General features: G+C 68.1%; 13 protein-coding genes. 1 reads left to right on the top strand and 12 read right to left on the bottom strand.

Going from position 1 to position 18,237, the window contains the following annotated elements; translation table 11 throughout:
* Both AB839_RS15305 and trpB read right to left on the bottom strand, forming a co-directional pair.
* The gene (locus AB839_RS15305) at positions 1-690 is read right to left on the bottom strand and encodes a hypothetical protein (RefSeq protein ID WP_061480017.1); all 690 of its coding nucleotides are present in this window, start codon (positions 688-690) and stop codon (positions 1-3) included.
* Positions 687-1,904: a tryptophan synthase subunit beta gene (gene trpB / locus AB839_RS15310; protein WP_061480018.1), complete on the bottom strand. Its 1,218-nt coding sequence runs from the start codon at positions 1,902-1,904 to the stop codon at positions 687-689. The genes AB839_RS15305 and trpB overlap by 4 nt, the downstream gene beginning before the upstream one ends.
* 98 nt (positions 1,905-2,002) lie before the next feature.
* Between trpB and AB839_RS15315 the strand changes: the two genes are divergently transcribed.
* Positions 2,003-2,890 (top strand): LysR family transcriptional regulator, encoded by an 888-nt coding sequence (locus AB839_RS15315; protein ID WP_005417955.1) that lies wholly within the window; start codon positions 2,003-2,005, stop codon positions 2,888-2,890.
* A 71-nt stretch (positions 2,891-2,961) separates the two neighbouring features.
* Here AB839_RS15315 and AB839_RS15320 read toward each other — a convergent pair whose 3' ends face one another.
* The 10 genes from AB839_RS15320 to AB839_RS15365 all read right to left on the bottom strand — a co-directional run bounded on the left by AB839_RS15320 (position 2,962) and on the right by AB839_RS15365 (position 18,185).
* A complete protein-coding gene (locus AB839_RS15320; RefSeq protein ID WP_061480019.1) occupies positions 2,962-4,071 on the bottom strand; it encodes a toxic anion resistance protein in 1,110 nt (369 codons plus the stop codon).
* A gap of 44 nt (positions 4,072-4,115) precedes the next feature.
* Positions 4,116-4,823, bottom strand: coding sequence for a hypothetical protein (locus AB839_RS15325; RefSeq protein ID WP_061480020.1), 708 nt, complete (start codon positions 4,821-4,823; stop codon positions 4,116-4,118).
* Complete coding sequence (locus AB839_RS15330; RefSeq protein ID WP_061480021.1) at positions 4,820-10,207, bottom strand: DNA repair ATPase; 5,388 nt, start codon at positions 10,205-10,207, stop codon at positions 4,820-4,822. The genes AB839_RS15325 and AB839_RS15330 overlap by 4 nt, the downstream gene beginning before the upstream one ends.
* Before the next feature lie 82 nt (positions 10,208-10,289).
* Positions 10,290-12,308 (bottom strand): hypothetical protein, encoded by a 2,019-nt coding sequence (locus AB839_RS15335; protein ID WP_061480022.1) that lies wholly within the window; start codon positions 12,306-12,308, stop codon positions 10,290-10,292.
* Entirely contained in the window at positions 12,308-12,982 is a 675-nt protein-coding gene (locus AB839_RS15340) for an OB-fold-containig protein (RefSeq protein ID WP_053500243.1), read from the bottom strand. Before AB839_RS15340 ends, AB839_RS15335 begins: the two co-directional genes overlap by 1 nt.
* A gap of 168 nt (positions 12,983-13,150) precedes the next feature.
* Positions 13,151-13,807, bottom strand: coding sequence for a phosphoribosylanthranilate isomerase (locus AB839_RS15345; RefSeq protein WP_053500245.1), 657 nt, complete (start codon positions 13,805-13,807; stop codon positions 13,151-13,153).
* Entirely contained in the window at positions 13,804-14,574 is a 771-nt protein-coding gene (gene truA, locus AB839_RS15350) for a tRNA pseudouridine(38-40) synthase TruA (protein ID WP_061480023.1), read from the bottom strand. The genes AB839_RS15345 and truA overlap by 4 nt, the downstream gene beginning before the upstream one ends.
* Before the next feature lie 33 nt (positions 14,575-14,607).
* Positions 14,608-14,970: a VOC family protein gene (locus tag AB839_RS15355; protein WP_049414720.1), complete on the bottom strand. Its 363-nt coding sequence runs from the start codon at positions 14,968-14,970 to the stop codon at positions 14,608-14,610.
* 26 nt (positions 14,971-14,996) lie between these two features.
* Positions 14,997-17,027, bottom strand: a complete 2,031-nt coding sequence (locus AB839_RS15360) for a FimV/HubP family polar landmark protein (RefSeq protein ID WP_061480024.1) — start codon at positions 17,025-17,027, stop codon at positions 14,997-14,999.
* A gap of 129 nt (positions 17,028-17,156) precedes the next feature.
* Entirely contained in the window at positions 17,157-18,185 is a 1,029-nt protein-coding gene (locus tag AB839_RS15365; RefSeq protein WP_019660602.1) for an aspartate-semialdehyde dehydrogenase, read from the bottom strand.
* Between the last annotated feature and the right edge of the window lie 52 nt (positions 18,186-18,237).

Raw genomic sequence — 18,237 nt, forward strand, 5'->3', positions numbered from 1 at the left:
TCAGGTACATCCTTCGATCAGGTCAACGGCGCCGCTGGCGCCCCAGTACATTCGGGAGATGGTGCCGTCGACGATCTCCACGCGGATCGCCAGGTCGGAACCGGGGTCCTGCCAGAGCAGGCTCTCACCGGCCTCCGCATCATCGTCATAGGGTTGCGTGGAAACGCCCTTGGGCAACTGCTGGAGTGCCTGCGCGCGTGGCATGCCCAGATGAAGGCCAAACGGCCCCGGCTGCAGCACCACCTGGCCGGAATCGTCAATGGGGGCCAGGTCGAAGCGCACCACGTCGCCGTCCTGCACCATCATCGCCACGCCCTCGGGCAGCGTGCCGCGCTCGTAGTACTCGCAACGCCCAGCGGTCGACTCGCCCAGCCCGGCCGAGTGCCACTGCGCCTCGCCCTGCAGTTCGCTGAAGGGCTGGCCGATCAGCACCTCACCGGCATGGTCCAGGGCCACCGACACCACCGCCCGGGCCGCCTGGTCCTCGCCGCCATCGCCTGCCGTGGACATCGCCGCGTCCTCGATCGGTCGATATGCGGCCTCATCGTCGTTGCTGGCCGGTTCGCGTGCCGGGGCGATCGCCGCAGGGGTGGCCGGGGCCGGAGCAAGCACCGGTGGATCGGGCGGCGTGCAGCCGCCCATGCCGATCACCAGCACCAGCGCCCCGCCGTGGCGCAGCACGTGATTCACAGCACCAGCCCTTCGCGCGCGGCGATGGTGTGCACGTCCTTGTCGCCACGGCCGGACAGGTTGCACAGCACGATCTGGTCACGCGGACGCTCACGCGCCAGCTTGATCGCCTGTGCCAGTGCGTGGCTGGACTCCAGTGCCGGCAGGATGCCCTCGGTATGCGCCAGCAGGTGGAAGGCCTGCAGCGCTTCTTCATCAGTGATGCCGAGGTAGCGCGCACGGCCGGTATCGGCCAGGAAAGCATGCTCCGGGCCGACGCCCGGATAGTCCAGGCCGGCCGACACCGAGTGGGTCTCGATGATCTGGCCGTCGTCGTCGCACAGCACATAGGTGCGGTTGCCGTGCAGCACGCCCGGCCGACCGGCGGCGATCGATGCGGCGTGGCGGCCGGTGCCGATGCCGTCGCCGGCGGCTTCGGCGCCGACGATCTCGACCTGGCGATCGTTGAGGAAGGCGTGGAACAGGCCGATGGCGTTGCTGCCGCCGCCGACGCACGCGGTGATCGCATCGGGCAGGCGGCCATACTCGGCCAGCATCTGTTCGCGCGCCTCGCGGCCAACGATGGCGTTGAAGTCACGGACCATGCGCGGATACGGATCCGGGCCGGCCACGGTGCCGATGATGTAGAAGGTGTCCTGCACGTTGGTCACCCAGTCGCGCATCGCTTCGTTGAGCGCGTCCTTCAGGGTGGCCGAGCCGGAGGTGACCGGCACCACCGTCGCGCCAAGCAGCTTCATGCGGTAGACGTTGATCTTCTGCCGCTCGATGTCGGTGGCGCCCATGTACACCACGCATTCCAGGCCCAGGCGGGCGGCAACGGTGGCACTGGCAACGCCGTGCTGGCCGGCACCGGTCTCGGCGATGATGCGCTTCTTGCCCATCCGCGCGGCCAGCAGCGCCTGGCCGATGGTGTTGTTGATCTTGTGCGCGCCGGTGTGGTTCAGGTCTTCGCGCTTGAGCAGGATCTGCGCGCCGCCGACATGGGCGCTCAGGCGCTGGGCGTGGTAGATCGGGCTCGGCCGGCCCACGTAATGGGCCAGGTCGCGGTCGTAGGCCGCCTGGAATGCCGGATCCTGACGGGCCTGGTCATAGGCCTGGGCCAGTTCCTGCAGCGGACCGACCAGGGTTTCGGCGACGAAGCTGCCGCCGTAGCGGCCGAAATGGCCCTGGGCATCCGGGAAGGCGTGGTAGTCGGCAATGGGGGAGGCAGACATGGAAGCGACCGCTGGTATCGAGACAGGTGGATACTCTAGCGCACGGGTCTTGACCGGAAAATGGATATTATCTGGCGCATATCGTCAGGAAATCTCACATGAGCCGCTCCCTGCTGCCACCGCTCAATGCGCTGCGTGCGTTCGAGGCCACCGCCCGTCTCGGCGGCGTCGGCCGCGCCGCACACGACCTGCATGTCACCCACGGTGCGGTCAGCCGGCAGCTGAAGCTGCTGGAAGACCATCTCGGCCTGGCGCTGTTCCAGCGTGCCGGTCGCGGCCTGCGCCTGACCGCTGCGGGCACGCGGCTGCAGGCAGCGTGCAGCGAGGCCTTCGGCGGCATCGAAGACTGCGTGCGCGAACTGCGGCGGCCGGCAGCGGCCCCGGCGCTGGTACTGGGCTGCAGCGGCAGCGTGCTGGCGCGCTGGATGATCCCGCGCCTGCCTGCGCTGCAGGCCGCCCTGCCCGGCGTGCGCCTGCAGTGGTCAGCGCTGGATGGCAGCTTCACCGAGGCACAGGCGGCACTGGATGCGGTTTTGCTGCTGGCGCAGGGGCCGTGGCCCCGCGGCTGGCAGGTGCGTGAGCTGGCGCCGGAACGGGTCGGCGTGGTGGTGGCGCCCTCGCATCCGGCGGCGCAGCGGCTGCGGCATGTACCGCCCTCGGCGCTGCTGCAGGAGACGCTGCTGCACACCAGCTCACGGCCGCAGGCGTGGCCGGCGTGGGCGCAGGCGCACGCTCTGGACCCCGCGAAGCTGCAGCTGGGCACGGCCTTCGAGCATCTGTACTACCTGCTGGAGGCAGCGGTGGCCGGGCTGGGCCCGGCGATCGCACCCGAGCCACTGGTGGCCGAGGATCTGGCAGCGGGCCGGCTGGTCGCACCGTGGGGGTTTGCCGCCACTGGCGGCTTCTGGGTGCTGGCGCGACCGGACGGACCACCTGATGCGCGCGTGGATGCGCTCGCCGACTGGCTGGGCCAGCAACTCCGCTGACAACAAAAAGGGGACGGAGGGAATTAAGTCGCAAGTGGCACAAACGACTTGATTCCCTCCGTCCCCTTTTTTCAGCTGGCGGTCGGTGTGACCAGGCGCTGCTGCAGGTCTTCGCGCAGGCGCGACAGCTCCGCTTCCGCCTGCTGCCGCTGCTGCATCCCTTCGCGGTGGATGCTGCGCACTTCTTCCACCGTGGCGATCAGCTGGTCGTGCACATGGCGCAGCGTGGCCACGTCGATCACGCCGCGCTGGTTGCTGCGCGCGGTATCCACCGAGGCCTGGCGCAACAGGTCGGCATTGCGGCGCATCAGTTCGTTGGTGGCGTCATCGATGGCCGTGGACAGTTCGACCGCAGCCTTCTGTTCGCCCAGCGAGAGCTGGATGGCGAACTGGCGCTTCCACGACGGAATGGTGATGTCGCGGACGGTGTTGAACTTCTCGATCAGCTGCAGCGCGTTGGCCTGGATCAGGCGGATCATCGGCAGCGACTGATCGGCCGCATGCTGCATCAGCTGCAGGTCGGACACGCGCTTTTCGAGGAGGCGGATCGCGTTGTCGACTTCGCTCTGGCGGATGCGCTGCTGCGGATCCTCACTGCCCTGCCCGGCCAGCTGTTCGGCCTGCAGTTCGGCCAGCCGCTGCTTGCCGGCTGCCGCATACAGTCCAAGCGCACGACGCTCTTCGCGGACGATATCGTGCATGCGGTCGAACTCGCCCACGCGCTTGCCCATCAACGCCTGCTGCACGCCAACGTCGGCCAGCAGCTGTTCGATCTGCGCGTTGGTGTCGCTGAACTTCTGCACCAGCTCGCCCTTGGAGGCGCGCATGCGGTCGATCAGGCCACCGATCACCGGCACCTTCGAACGCTGGGCGAAGCCGTCCAGCTTCAGGCTGCGCGCGATGCGCACCACCTCGCCCAGCTTCTCGCCACTGGCATCCAGGTCACGATTGCGGACCTGGTCCAGCAACTGGCTGGAGAACGCGGCGGTGCGCGTGGCCGCCTCGCGGCCGAACACCTGCAGGTTGCCCGGGCGCAGATCGTCCAGTTCCAGACGGATCTCGGCGATGCGCGGCAGATCCTCGCGGACCAGCCCAAGCGCCTGCAGTGCACCTTCGTCGAGCGCAGTGGCGGTGGTCGTGCCGGGTACGAGGGCACCGGGGGTCTGGCTGTCCTGGGTCATCGGGCAGTCTCCTTGCAGTTGGGTAAGCGGCAGCGGCGGCCGGCTCAAGGCAGTCTAGCCTGAGCCGCGGCCACCTCGTCATCGATCTGTGCGTGCAACGTGGCAGCCTTGCCGGCCAACGCAGCGCCCGCAGCGGCCTGGCCCGCCAGTGCAGCCTGCCGCCAGGCTGGCAGCAGCACGTCATGGATGCGCGCGAAGCGTTGCAGCAGCATGTGGTCCTGGTCCTGCAGCAGCTGCCATTGGCCGGCTTCCAGGCGGCGCAGCGAGGCCAGCCGGCGAAGATGGTCCAGCCGGTGCGACAGCGCGGCCTGACCGGCGATATCCAGCGTCGTCAGCCGCGACGCAGCCAGTTCGGCCCAGCCGTCCAGCGCCGCGGCCGCCGCGGAATGCTCAATGATGGCCATGGCCCGCAGCTGCATGTGCTGCTGCAGGTGCTGGGCCTGCTCACGCGCCTGCAGGGCCAGTACGCCCAGCTGCGACTGCAGCGCGTGCCCTTCTGCTTCGCGAGCGACATCGCGCCCCAGCAGCCGCCCCCACCAGCCTTCCTGCTGCCGGATCTGCGCCGGGTTGCCGGCCTGCAGGGCCAGCGCGATGCGCGCAAGCGCAGCCACCAGGCGCTCGCCCGCATCCGGTGGCAACGGCGTTTCGCGCCGCGCCAGCGCCTGCAGCAACGGCGCACCATAGTCGGCCAGCGCAGCGACATCGACCGTATCCGGCAGCATCGGTGGCGGCAATGGCACGCGCGTGGTCACGGCAGCGGCGGCGGCTTCGGCGTGGATGCCGGCATGCCATCGCCGTCTTCCGGTGGCAATGACTCGCCGTAGAAGTGGCGCATCAGCGCCTCATCCAGCGCCCGCTCCTCCGGCGTCGCGGCGCGGCGCACGCGCGCGCGCTGCGCCACCACAGCGCTCGGCGTGCCCCGCTCGACCTGCTGTCGTGCCCAGCCGGCGAACGCGGCCAGGGTCTGCGACACCTGCACCTGCTGCGCCTGCGATGCCGCCAGCAGCTCCACCAGCGGCGCCAGGCCCGTCTGCAGGTCTTCGGCCAGGGCCGTGGCCGGTACGCTGGGGGCTGCCGCGACCGGCGCCGGCGCAGCGGCCGGACGCGCCTCTGAAAGGCGATGCAGGGCCTCCAGCAGCGCCGGCCACGGCGCCGGGTCCGCAACGGCGATCGCTTCCGGCGCGGGCGGTGGCAGCTGCAGCGCGGTGGCGATATCGGCCAGCTGCGCCACCACGCGCCCGCCGACATCGCTGTCGTCGGCCCCCATGGCCTTGTTGCGCAGGAAGTCGCGCTTGATCTGTGCCCAGCGCTGCGCCTGCGTGTCATCCAGTACGCCGCGCAGTTCGGCCAGCTTCAACAGGTTCTCTTCGGCACCGGTAGTCAGCAGCTGCGCCTCGCCCAGGTAGTGGTCGGAGATCAATTGCTGCAGTTCGTCCTCGTTCATCACCGGGGAGATCTTCTCGGCCAGCTTGTTCATGTTGCGGTAGCTGCCTTGCAGGCGGAACGGCGGCTCGGTGCGGTAGCGGTCGTCCTGTGCGGCGCTGGCGATGTACTGCTGGTTGACCCGGTAGACCACGTCACGCACACGCAGCATGCGCTGCAGGGTGGCGGTGATCTCGTTGATCTCCGCGCTGCTGTAGGCGTGGCTGAGGCCGTTGGTCGAGACCTCCTTGCCCATCGCGCGGTCGACCAGTACATACAGGTCGGCCATGTCGCGCGTGGCCAGCGGCGCCAGCACCGGATTGGAGGTCAGGCTGTTCTCGATGTAGCTGAGGGTGAAGGCGGCCTCCATGCCACCGAGCACGTCACCGAGGTTGTAGATGTCGGCACGGTTGGCCAGCATGTCCGGAATCTTGAACACCTCGCCGGACTCGGTGTACGGGTTGCCGGCCATCACCACGCAGAACTTCTTGCCGCGCATGTCGTAGGTGCGGGTGCAACCGCGCCACACGCCCTCGATACGGCGGGTGCCATCGCACAGCGAGATGAACTTCTGCAGGAACTCGGGATGGGTGTGCTGGATGTCGTCCACATACAGCATGGTGTTGTTGCCCATTTCCAGCGCCAGGTTGAGCTTCTCCAGCTCCTGCCGCGAGGTCGCGTCCGGTGCCTGGGCCGGGTCCAGCGAGCGCACCTCGTGGCCCAGCGCCGGGCCGTTGATCTTCATGAAGACCAGGCCCAAGCGGTGCGCCACGTATTCCATCAGCGTGGTCTTGCCATAGCCCGGGGGCGAAATCATCATCAGCAGGCCCATCAGGTCGCTGCGCTTGTTCTCGCCGACCGTGCCCATCTGCTTGGCCAGGTTGTCACCGATCACGCCCAGGTAGACATCGTTGATCAGCTTGTTGCGTACGAACGAGGACAGCGGCCGCGCCTTGAACTCGGAAAGCCGCAGGGTCTCGCGCTCGCGACCGATGATGCCCTGGCGCAGCGCCTGGTAGGCATGGAACGCTGGCACGAAATGACGCAGGTGCTGCTGCAGGCGCGCGAGGAAATCATCCAGCGATACCACCAGCGCGCCATTGCTGATGCGTGCGTGTTCACCCAGCAGGCCATTGACCTCCGCCTGCAGTGCGGCATCGCTGGCACGGGTGCGCAACTGGCGCTGCACCAGCAGCAACGCGGCGGCTTCGTCGACATAGCCGGCATGCTGGGCATGCGCCGGCATCCGCGCCACTGCGCGCAGCCACTGCCCAGCCAATGACCAACGCGTAGCCAGTGGATCCTGGCCGCGCTGCAGGGCACGCTCGACCGCCTCACGCTGCCCCGCCTGTTCCAGCTGCTGGGCCAATGCCTCCAGCAGCGCCACCGCGTGGCGGCTGCTGCTGAACACCGGATCGCCCGCCGCCAGTTCTTCGCCCAGATAGGCGGCTGCAGCCTCCGCGGCATCGGCATCGAAGGGCAACGCGTGGGACTGCGCATACCCCAGCAGCGCCTCGGCCATTTCTGTGCGCAACGCCAGACGCCCTTCGTCGGACCCCAGCAGGCGTGCCAGCGCCTCGGCGCCCACCTGCCGCGCCGGCCATTGCGCCACCGCCTCGCGCCGCTGCTCGGCTGCCCAGAACAGCAACGCCAGCGCACGTATCCGTGGTGCATGGCGCAGGCTGCCAGCGGCCTGCTGCAAGGGCAGCAACGCACGCAGGATCAGCGCGGCATCATGGTCATGGATGCCACGCTCATAGCCTTCGCGATAGCGCGGCGCGGCGAACGCACGCACACGCTGATCCAGTGCTTCCGGGTTGGCGACGTCGTGCTGCAGCGCAGCCAGATCGAGGCCATCGCGCCCCTCCTGCGCGGCCAGCAGCAGGCTGCCGGCCAGATACTCGCCGCGATACAGCGTGGGCGATTCCGAGTCGAGGGTGACCGACCAGAACGGCTTGAGTGCGTCCAGCTCCGGATCGTGCAGGGTCTCCAGGAAGTCGGTGCCGGTCAGATGGATGGCCAACGTATCGCCACGCGGCAACAGGGTCAGGTCCAGTGCCTGCGTATTGACGCTGAAGCGATGACGCGGGCCCAGCCGTACCACGTTGCCGCCGGCTTCGTACAGGTCACTGCGGTCGCGCAGCTGGCGCACCGCCTGGTCACGCACGCCCTTCAGCCGCGCCTCGATGTCGTCGGCCTTGACGTTGTCGTGCAGCGTACGCAGGCGCTCGGCCAGCTCACGCAGCTTGAGGATCAGCGGATCACCGGCAAAGAACGCGTTGAGCTCATCGGCGGTGGCGAAGCGCTCGGTGCGCCTGGCCAGGCCGTCGAGGATCCGATTGGCCGCATCCAGTACCGAACGCGCCTTGCGCTGGCGGTCATCCAGCAACGCCTGCTTGTGCGTTTCGAAGGCCTCGACCAGCTCTTCGCGCTTGCTCAGGATGTCGCCGAGGAACTGCTCGTGTTCGCCGAACTGGCTCTCCAGTTCCTCCAGCTGCACCAGCAGGCGCGACAACTGCTCGTCGGCACGTTCGGGGTCGGTGGCCAGCGCCAGCGCGCTGGTGATCGACTGCGAGAACAGCGCGAACTGGGCGGCGAACTGCGCCACGGCCTCGGCCGAACCGAGTGACCTGCGGCGCTGGTCAGCACGCGCGCGCGCCTGGTTGAGGCGACCGTACAGCACCGAGATCGACTCGACCACGCGGGTGCGGGCAGTGGCATCGTCCACCTTCAGGCCGGCCATCAGCTCGGACAGCATGTCCAGGTCGGACGCCATGCCACGCAGGCCTTCCAACTGCTCGTCCAGCTGGCGCGCCGTCTGTGCCTGCTGCGCGGCATCATCCAGCGCCTGCAGGCGCGTGGCCAGCGGCGCCAGCGCTTCCTCGCCGGCGAGGAAGTCTCCGGTGGCGGCGCCAACACGGTCCTGTGCCTCCACCAGTTCGACGGTCATCACCTCGATGCGCGCGGTGTCGATGTAGCGCAGCTCGCGGAGGGTCAGCAGCCGCCCGCGCAATGCGGTGATCGCGTTGAGGGCCTCGACGAAGGCCTGCACCTCGCTCCAGTTCTGCGGTTGCAGCCGGCCCAGCAGCGCCTTGTGCGCGGCCTCGGCCTCCCCCATCGCCTGCGCCGATTGCTGACGGATCGACTGCACCTTCTCGTACTCGTCCAGCACTGATTCGCCGGTCGCGCTGATCTGCCGCAGCAGCGCCTCGGCGCCATCGCAGGCCGCGTCACCCAGCCAGTGGTGCGCATCGAACAGGCGCCGCGTATCGGCCACCAGGCGCTGGTAGCGCTGTACCGACACGTCCTGGCCATCGATCTCGCGCGCCAGGTTGAACAGGTTGGAAATGCCGCGCACCAGCTCGGCGTTGCCGATGCGGCCCATGAACGTGTTGCCGGGCGGCCGGTTGGCGGCGAACTCGTCACTGCTGAACGGCGTCTGCCAGACCTGCATCGGATGGATGCGGGTCGGTTCGCTGCCCTCGGCATGGAACAGCACCATGCGCCCGTCCTGCATCAAGGCGTAGCCATGGCCGAACACCGGGTTCTGCAGCACGCGCTGGATGGTGTTGTAGACGAACAGCGCCGAGCGCCCGCCTTCGCGCTCGTAGAAGATGTACAGCACGTCCTCGCCGTTTGGCGAACGGATGCTGCGCTTGAACTGCATGCCGGCCATCGAGGCATCAAATGCCTTGTGCTCGCCGCCCTGCAGGTAATAGCCACCCGGGAAGATCACGCCATGGTCTTCGGGCAGCTGCACGCAGGCCTGCACGATCGCATCATTGCGCACGATGCCGCCGGTCAGCGTGTTGTAGATCAGGCCGCGCCATTCGGTCTCGCGGTACGGCAGCACCTTCAGCAATACCAGCGAGCCGACCCGGGCGAACTCGAAATGGGCGTCGTCCAGCGACTGCGTGCTGTCCTCCACGGGTTCGCTGTAGATGCCCTGCCCGGTTTCGGTGTTGTTTTCGACCTTGATGGTGAGGTCGCCGCCGGTGGTCTCCACGAACAGGGTGTCGAGGATGTTCAGGTGCGAATGGCGGCCGTTGACCGCCAGGTCGCGGGTCGCCCGGGTCCATTCGAAGTCGAACGGTGGCGGCAGTGCGATATCGCGCTCACCGCGCGCATCCAGGTAGGTCAGCTCGCCGTCGCGCGACAGCGCCCAGCGGAACACGCGCACGTCGCTGCTGCGCTCGCCGATCTGGAACGAGGCCAGCAGCTTGTCGCCGACCACGATCAGCTGCAGCAGGCGCGCGTGCTTGTAGTAGGCATACAGCTCGTTGAAATCGTGCACGAAGCCGGGCTGGTCGAGGAAGCTGCCCTTCAGTTCCAGCGCCGCGACGTCGTAGCCGTCGCTGCCCTGCACCAGCCGGTACAGGCCGAACACATCCTCGATGCGGGTCTGGGTCTTCAACCCGATGAACACGTTGTAGCCGAACAGCAGGCGGTCCGGGCCCACCTGCACGATGTCACGGCCGACGCAGTTGTTGTCGCTGCGGATGCGGAAGCGCCCGACCACCTCCAGGCGGCTGTCGCCGAACTCGGCCAGGCGCTGGCGGTTGAGTGTTTCGGCCAGGCCCTGCAGGCGCTGGCCCTGCTCGGCCAGGCGGCGGCGCAGGACTTCGTAGGCGCCGCCCTGGGCGACAGCCTGGTCGACGGTGCTGCCGCCGGCCTCCGGCGCAGTGGATTCGGCGGACGGATGGGTTTCAGACATCAGCAGGTTTCCGGCTCACGGGCGGACGGCCGCGGTTGCGGCCGGCGCGGGCGGGCGATGGCGGCGGCCATCGCCCGATGCATCAACGGGCGCTGTCGACCACGGTAGCCGACACGGTCGGTACCGCTTCGGCATCCTCGGCGATCTGGCGCGGCGCCGGTTCGGCCACGGCCACGCCCAGGTAGCGCTGCATCAGCTCCTGCACGATCGGGCTCTTGCCGGCGAAGCCTTCGATCGACTTGCCCAGCGACACCGCCTTGACCAGGTTCTCGAACATGCCGCCGTCGCCACCGACCAGGTCGATATCGGCGTTGCGCAGCGCGCTGGCGATGACATTGGCGTTCTCGCGCGAGACTTCCTTGCCGGCTTCGATCGAGGCCAGCGCCTGCTTCAGGCTGTTGTCCAGCATCATGCGGAACTCTTCATGGCCACGTGCCTGGTCACTCAGCGAGGCGATGGCTTCGAACTTGCGCACCAGGCCCTCGGCCTCGGCCAGCAGCTTCTTCTGCACCACGCCGGCTTCGGCATTGCCCAGCGACTCGGTGGCGGTGGCACGGGCCAGGCCCATCTTTTCCTCACCCTGCGCCTGCGCCTGCAGGGTCTCGGCCAGAACGCGGGCTTCGTTGCTGCCCTGCTTCAGGCTGGCTTCGGCCTTGGCTTCGATCACGCGGGCCTCGGCAATGCCGACCTTCTCGATGGCCAGCGCCGAAGCTTCACGCACCTGCGCTTCGGCCAGGCCCGGCGCTGCCTGTTCGGCACGCAGGGCATCGGCCAACAGGCGCTTGGCTTCGGCCTGCTTGCCGGCCGCTTCATGCTCGGCCTGGGCCAGCGTGGTCAGTTCCACCGCGCGATGCTTTGACGCGGTCTCGCGCGCCTGCGCTTCCTTGACTTCGCGCACCAGCGCTTCCTGCGCCTTGGCCTCGGCTTCCAGGATCAGCACCTGCTTCTGGCGGTCGGCCTCGGAGACTTCGCGCACTTCCTTGATGCGCTCCTCTTCCTGCGCCACGGTCTTGTCGATGGAGATGCGTTCACGGGTGATGTTGGCCACGTCCATCTTGCCCTGCTCGACCACCTTGTCACGCTCCACGCCCTGCAGCTGCACTTCACGATCGGTGGTGACCTGCTCCAGCAGGCGTGCGCGCTCCACGCGCTCGGCCTCGATGGCCACGGCACGCTGGCGGTTCTGCTCGGCCACTTCCACTTCGCGCAGGCGGTTCTGGTCCCGGATCTCGATCAGCTGCTGCGCTTCGATACGGGCGTTCTCGGACAACTGGCGCTGCTCCTCCTGCACCTTGGCGGTCTCGGCCTCCTCGCGTGCGCGGATGGTCTCGATCTCACGCTTCTGACGTGCTTCGGCTTCGGCCTGCTGGCGTTCCAGGGCCAGCAGCGCTTCGCGCGCTTCCACGTTCTTCTTGGTGATGGCGAGCTTCTCGTTCTGCTCCAGCTCGTTGGTCACCACGTTCTGCGCGGCGGTCAATTCGGTGATCTTGCGGATGCCCTGCGCGTCGAGAATGTTGAACTGGTCCAGCAGCGACTTCGGGGTCTGCTCCAGGTAGTCGATCGCCACGTCCTCAAGGACGTAGCCGTTCAGATCATTGCCGATCACCGCGATGATCTCGTCGCGGAACTCCTGGCGCTTCTCGAACAGTTCGGTGAAGTCGAACTTCTTGCCGACCGTCTTCAGCGCTTCGGAGAACTTGGCGTTGAACAGCTCGTCGACCGCATGCTTGTCCGATGCACGGTCGGCACCGATGGCCTTGGCCACGCGCAGCACGTCGGCCTGGGTCTCGTTGACCCGCAGGTAGAACGCCACGGCGATATCGGCACGCATGTTGTCGCGGCAGATCAGGCCTTCCTTGCCGCGGCGGTCGATCTGCAGCGTGATCAGGCTGATCCGCATCAGCTCGGCGCGGTACAGCACCGGGATGATCAGCGCACCGGTGAAGTGCACCTTGGGCGTGGAGCTCATGTCGTTGACGATCAGGGCCACGCCCTGGTCGACCTTGCGGTAGAAGGCCTTGAACAGGCCGGCCAGGCCCAGCAGTGCGACCAGCAGCACGGCTACGCCGATCAGGAAGGGGGCCATGGTTGCCAACGTCATCAGTGATTCTCCTTGTTGCCCGGAAGCAGGTTGTCCTGGAAGTCGAGGGCGACCGCGTCGGCGCGGACCACCCGGTAATGGTGTTGATCAGCCACGTGTTCGACCAGCACGATGCGCTCGCCACGCTGCAGTTCGATCTCGCTGCGCACCTGCAGCACCAGTCCGGCGCCGCCATCGTCGAAGGTGGCGTGACCGCTGCGGGCATCCACCTTCGGCGAGGCAACCACGCCGGTACGCCCCAGCAGCGAGGCCTGCGCCACCGGGCGCAGGCGCAGCAGGAACCTGCGGACGGGGCGCAGCAGCAGCGCGGTGAACGGAACCGCCGGCAACGGCGCCAGAAGGGCCACGACCGCACCGATCGCCCAGCGCAGCAGGTCCGGCAGCGGCAACAGCACGAACAGATGGACGAAATAGGTGACGATCCAGGCGAAGAAACCCAGCAGCGTCACCACAAGCATGAGGGGAACCCCACCCAGGCCCCAGCGCGCCAGCAGCGCGGACAGTCCCTGCAGATCATGTGGGTCGCCATGCAGCGCCCCATCGGCGCCGGCATCGCCAAACCCGTCGTCGACCAGGCCGAAGGCCGCCAGTGCCCAATACAGCACCGCCACCGCCAGCACGATGCTGTACGGCAGGGTCGGGAAACCGAACACGACGGTGAGGAACTCCTGCATCGCTTGCCTTCCTGGGCTGTGGGCGGCGGCCGCCCGTTCGGGGCGCGCCATGCACGTCCCGTCGATCCCCGCGCCGACCCTCATGGCAGGCGCGCTTGGGTCCATCCTATGTGAAGAATGCGTGCAGGCTCAAATCCAAGTCCAAATTACGGCAAATAGTGACGCCAATCACTCAAGAACCGTGCAATCGGCGCGGCGCACTTCCTCGACAAAAGTACGCATCCTGTAGCCGTCCTTGATGCCCGGCTCCAGTTCGATGCCGCTGGAGACATCCACGCCCCACGGCAGGGTGGCCAGCACGGCGTCGTAGACGTTTTCCGGATTCAGGCCACCGGCCAGCAGGAACGGCCGGTGCAGGCCGGTCGGAATGCGGCCCCAGTCGAAGGCCACGCCGGTACCGCCGCCGCCGCCCGGGGCATGGCTGTCGAACAGGAAACCGGCGGCGCTGGGATAGCGCAGCTGCAGGGTGCGGGCGTTGATCTCTTCACGCCCGCCCATCGCGATCGCCTTCAGGTAGGGCATGTTGAAGCTGCGGCAGAAGCCCTCGTCTTCCTCGCCGTGGAACTGCAGCAGGGTCGGCCGTACCGTGCGCAGCACCTCGCGCACCTCTTCCTTGCTGTTGTTGCGGAACAGCGCCACCACGTCGACCATGGGCGCGATCGCCTGGCGCATCGCGCGCGCTTCGGCCGGAGCGACCCGGCGGCTGCTTTCACGGGCAAAGATGAAACCCACCGCGTCCACGCCCAGCTCACCGGCCAGGCGGACGTCGCCGGCCCGGGTCATGCCACAGAACTTGATGCGTGTGCGGTAGTAGGAGCGGCTCATAGCGTGACCTCGGCGGGCAGGTGCCAGTTGTCGGGGTACAGGGGCCCAAGGAACACCAGGCCCTGCGGCGGTGCGGTGGGACCGGCTACGGTGCGATCGCGCCCGGCCAGCAGTTCGGCGATCCATTCCACCGGCTTCTCGCCACTGCCCACCAGGATCAGCGATCCGACGATATTGCGGACCATGTGATGAAGGAATGCATTGCCCTGCACGGCGACCTCGATCACCTCGCCTTGGCGGCTGACCTGCAGTGACTGCAGCTCACGCCGGGCGTGCAGCGCCTGGCACTGCACCGAACGGAACGCGCTGAAATCGTTCTCGCCGAGCAGGGCCTGGCCGGCGGCGTGCATCAGGGTCTCGTCCAGCGCGCGGCGCTCCCAGCTCAAGGTCTGCCGGTCCAGCGCGGGCCGCACTTCGCGGTTGAGCAGGCGGTAGCGGTAGCGGCGTGCGCGCGCGGAGAAACGCGCGTGGAAATCCTCGGCCACCGGCACGCACCAGCGCACTGCGATCGAGCGCGGCAGGCGGGTGGTAGTGCCCAGCATCCACGCGCGCGGATCGCGCGCCACGTCGGTATCGAAATGCACGACCTGGCACTGGCCGTGCACGCCGGCATCGGTGCGGCCGGCACAGACCACCTGCAGCGGCGAATCGGCCACCGACGACAGGGCCTGCTCAAGGCTGGCCTGCACGCTCGGGCCGCCCTCGCCGAGGTTCTGCCAGCCCCTGAAATCGCTGCCGTCGTACTCGACGCCAAGCGCGTAACGCATGTGCTACCTCAGATGTTGCGGGAGGGGCGGCGCTCAGGCCGGATCGCGTTCGGACCACACCGCCAGTTCGTTGCCACCGGGCTCGACGAACTGGAAACGGCTGCCACCGGGGAAGGAAAACACCGGCCGCACGATCTCACCGCCAGCGTCAAGCACCGCCGCTTCGATCGGTGCCAGCTGGTCAGCGTACAACACCAGCAGTGGCGCACCGGCATCGCTGGCACGCAGCGGCTGGCCGCGGAAGAAGCCGCCCTGCAGGCGGCCGTCGTCGAACGCGGTGTAGTCGCTGCCATAGTCTACGAACGACCAGCCGAACGCCTTCTCGAAGAAGGCGCGGCTGGCCGCAGGATCCGTGGAAGCGAATTCAACGTAGTCGATGCGGCGCTCGCGGCTCATGACGGGGTCCTTGTCGGCAGGGTCGATCACGGCAGGCGGGCCAGCAGTTCGCGGGCCTGGGCCTGGCAGTGCAGGTCGCCGCCCTCGGCCACTTCCTGCAGCAACGTACGCGCGGTCTGGGCATCGCCCAGGTCGAGGTAGGCGATGGCCAGCTCAAGGCGTTCCTGCCCGGCGCGCGGCGCCCAGCCGGCATCGCTGGCCGGCGCCGCAGTACCGTCTTCATGCGCCGCCGCGGCCTGCGCGTCATGCGGCGCTGCGCCTGAAGCCTCGCCGTCAGGGTGCTCGGCCGGCAGGTCGAACACGCCGCGGAACTGCGGCTGCTGTTCGGCGTGCAGCGCGTAGTCCGGCACTGCCACCTCGCCAGGGGCCGCCTGCGCGAGCGGCTCATCCTGCGCGGCGGCGGCCGGCGCGGAATCCTCCTGCGTGGCCACCGGCTCGTCCCAGCGCGGCAGGTCGGTCACTGCCTCGGGCAGCTCCATCACTTCGTCATCGCGCAGCGTCTGCGCCTGCCAGTCAGCCTGGGCGGCGACGTCGGCGACCGGTTCGGCAGCGGCGTCATCCTGCCCCCCGGTTTCGCTCGCCCAAGCCGGCATCGCCGGCTCCTGGCGGCCTGCTTCGGGCACCACCGACGACCACGAGGACTGCTCGGCCAGCGTATCCAGCGCCGCGCCCGCCGGTACCGCAGCGGCCAGGCCGGCGGCATCGTCTTCGTCGCGCAGCGGCGGCAGCGGCGATGGCTTGCGACGACGCAGCAGCCAGGCTGCACCGGCCGCCAGCAGCAGCACCGGCAGCCCCAGCCAGTACCACGGCGTTGCCGCATCGCGGGTATCCGGTACCTGTGCCAGGCGCTGCTGCGCGGCGGCCAGGTCGTTGTCCTTCATCGCGATCAGCGACTGCTGCTGTTCCTTGAGTTTTTCCAGGTCGGCGACGCGCTGCTTCAGCTCGCCAATCTCGGCATCGCGGGTCGCGATGTCCTCGCGTGCCTGGCGCAGTTGTTCGTTGCCCAGCATGTCACCCTCGCTGCCGGCTCCAGTGCCGGTGGTTGTGCCCGCGCGCGCGGCGTCGGAAGCCAGCGCCGGGGCGATTTCAAGTCGTGCCCCATTGGCCGCGGCCGGGGAAGAAGCGTTCGTGGTTGCCGCCGCGGCCACCGGGGCGACGGTACCCGCCGGTTGCGGCACGGTGCGCGCCTGCCGCCACTGCGCTGCATGCTCGCGCACCAGCGCTGCGGCCTCGGCGGCATCGACCGCCGCCAGTGCATCGCTGCCGGGCATGCGCAGTACGGCGCCTTGCTTGAGCAGGTTGACGTTGCCGCGGATGAAGGCCTCCGGGTTGGCCCGCAGCAGGGCGATCATCGCGCGGTCGCGGCTGACCTGGTTGCCGCGGGCCACCGCGCTGGCGATCTGCGACAGGGTCTGCCCACGCTGGACGATGACGCTGCCATCGGCTGCCTGCGCGGCAGCGGCGGGTGCATCCCCTGCACGCGGGCGAGCCGATGCAGGTGCCGGCGCTGCCGCAGTGGACGGCGCAGGTGCGCTTGCGCTCTCCGCAGCGGCCGGTGCCGGTGCAACGTCACGGACGATGGTGTTGGAGAGGGTACCGGCCGGCGCGACGATTTCCGGTTCGGCCACCGCCAGTGCGCTGGAGGGCGCATCGATCAGCGCCGAGTATTCGCGCACCAAGCGGCCCTGGCCCCAGTCGGCCTCGATCAGGAAGCTCAGCGACGGGGTTTCGACCGGTGTCTGCGAGGTCACCCGCACCACCGCCCTGCCCTGCGCATTGCGGGTCAGTTCGAACTGCAGCTCGCTGACAAGCCCGGCCGGCCGCTGCAGGCCAACGCGTTCGAAGGTGACCGCAGAGGCCAGCGCGACGCGCAGGTTCTCCAGTTCGGATGGATCGGCCGAGACTACCGGGATTTCGGCCAGCAGGGGCTGGCCCGGCTTGGACAGGACACGGATGTCACCCAAGCCCAGGGCAAGCGCCGAACTGCTGGCCAGGGCCAGCAGCGCGGTGGAAAGATAGAGGAGCGGGCGCTTTGCGCCCCTGGCCCGTTTATTCATGGCGACACTATAAAGCGTGCGGACCGGGGTCCGCACCCATGTAGAGCCGAGCCCATGCTCGGCTGCATGGCCTGAGCCGAGCGTGGGCTCGGCTCTACAGAAAAGGCCGGGCATTGCCCGGCCTCTCCATCAACGCTGTTCGGCGGCGACCAGCTCGGCCAGCTGCACGGCGTTCAGGGCAGCGCCCTTGCGCACGTTGTCCGACACGATCCACAGGTTCAGGCCACGCGGGTGCGACAGGTCCTCGCGGATACGGCCGACATACACCGCATCGGTCCCCGAAGCATGGGTAACCGGAGTCGGATAGCCACCGGCCTCGTGACGATCCACCACTTCGATGCCCGGCGACTGCTCCAGCAGCGCGCGCGCTTCAGCGACGGTGACCTTGTCGCGGGTCTCGATCGCCACCGACTCGGAGTGGCCGTAGAACACCGGCACGCGCACCGCGGTCGGGTTCACCAGGATGCTGTCGTCACCGAGGATCTTGCGGGTCTCCCAGATCAGCTTCATCTCTTCCTTGGTGAAGCCATTGTCCTGGAAGTCATCGATGTGCGGGATCAGGTTGAAGGCGATCTGCACCGGGAAGCGCTGCGGATCGATCTCCTGGAAGCTGAGCAGCTGGCCGGTCTGCTTGCCCAGTTCCTCCATCGCCGAGCGGCCACCGCCGGACACCGACTGGTAGGTGGACACATTGATGCGCTCGATACCGTACTTGCGGTGCAGCGGCGCCAGCGCCACCAGCATCTGCATGGTCGAGCAGTTCGGGTTGGCGATGATGCCGCGCGGACGGTTGGCGACCTGTTCCGGGTTGACCTCGGACACCACCAGCGGCACGTCATCGTCGTAACGGAAGGCCGAGGAGTTGTCGATCACCACCGCACCGGCGGCGGCGAACTTCGGTGCGTATTCCTTGGACACGCTGCCGCCAGCCGAGAACAGCGCGATCTCGACACCGGTCGGATCGAAGGTGGCCAGGTCCTGGACCTTGACCTTCTGGCCGTTGAATTCGATCTCGCCACCGGCCGAACGCTCGGAGGCGAGGACGCTCAGGGTGCCGACCGGGAAATCACGCTCGGCCAGGATCGACAACATGGTCTCGCCAACGGCGCCGGTGGCACCGACGACGGCGACGTGGAAACTGCGCTGTGCATTGCTCATGGGGAACTCTCACGAAACGGGAATGGGGGAAAACACGCACGACAGCTGGGTT

The sequence above is a fragment of the Stenotrophomonas sp. DDT-1 genome, from assembly GCF_001580555.1.
Lineage (GTDB): Bacteria > Pseudomonadota > Gammaproteobacteria > Xanthomonadales > Xanthomonadaceae > Stenotrophomonas > Stenotrophomonas sepilia.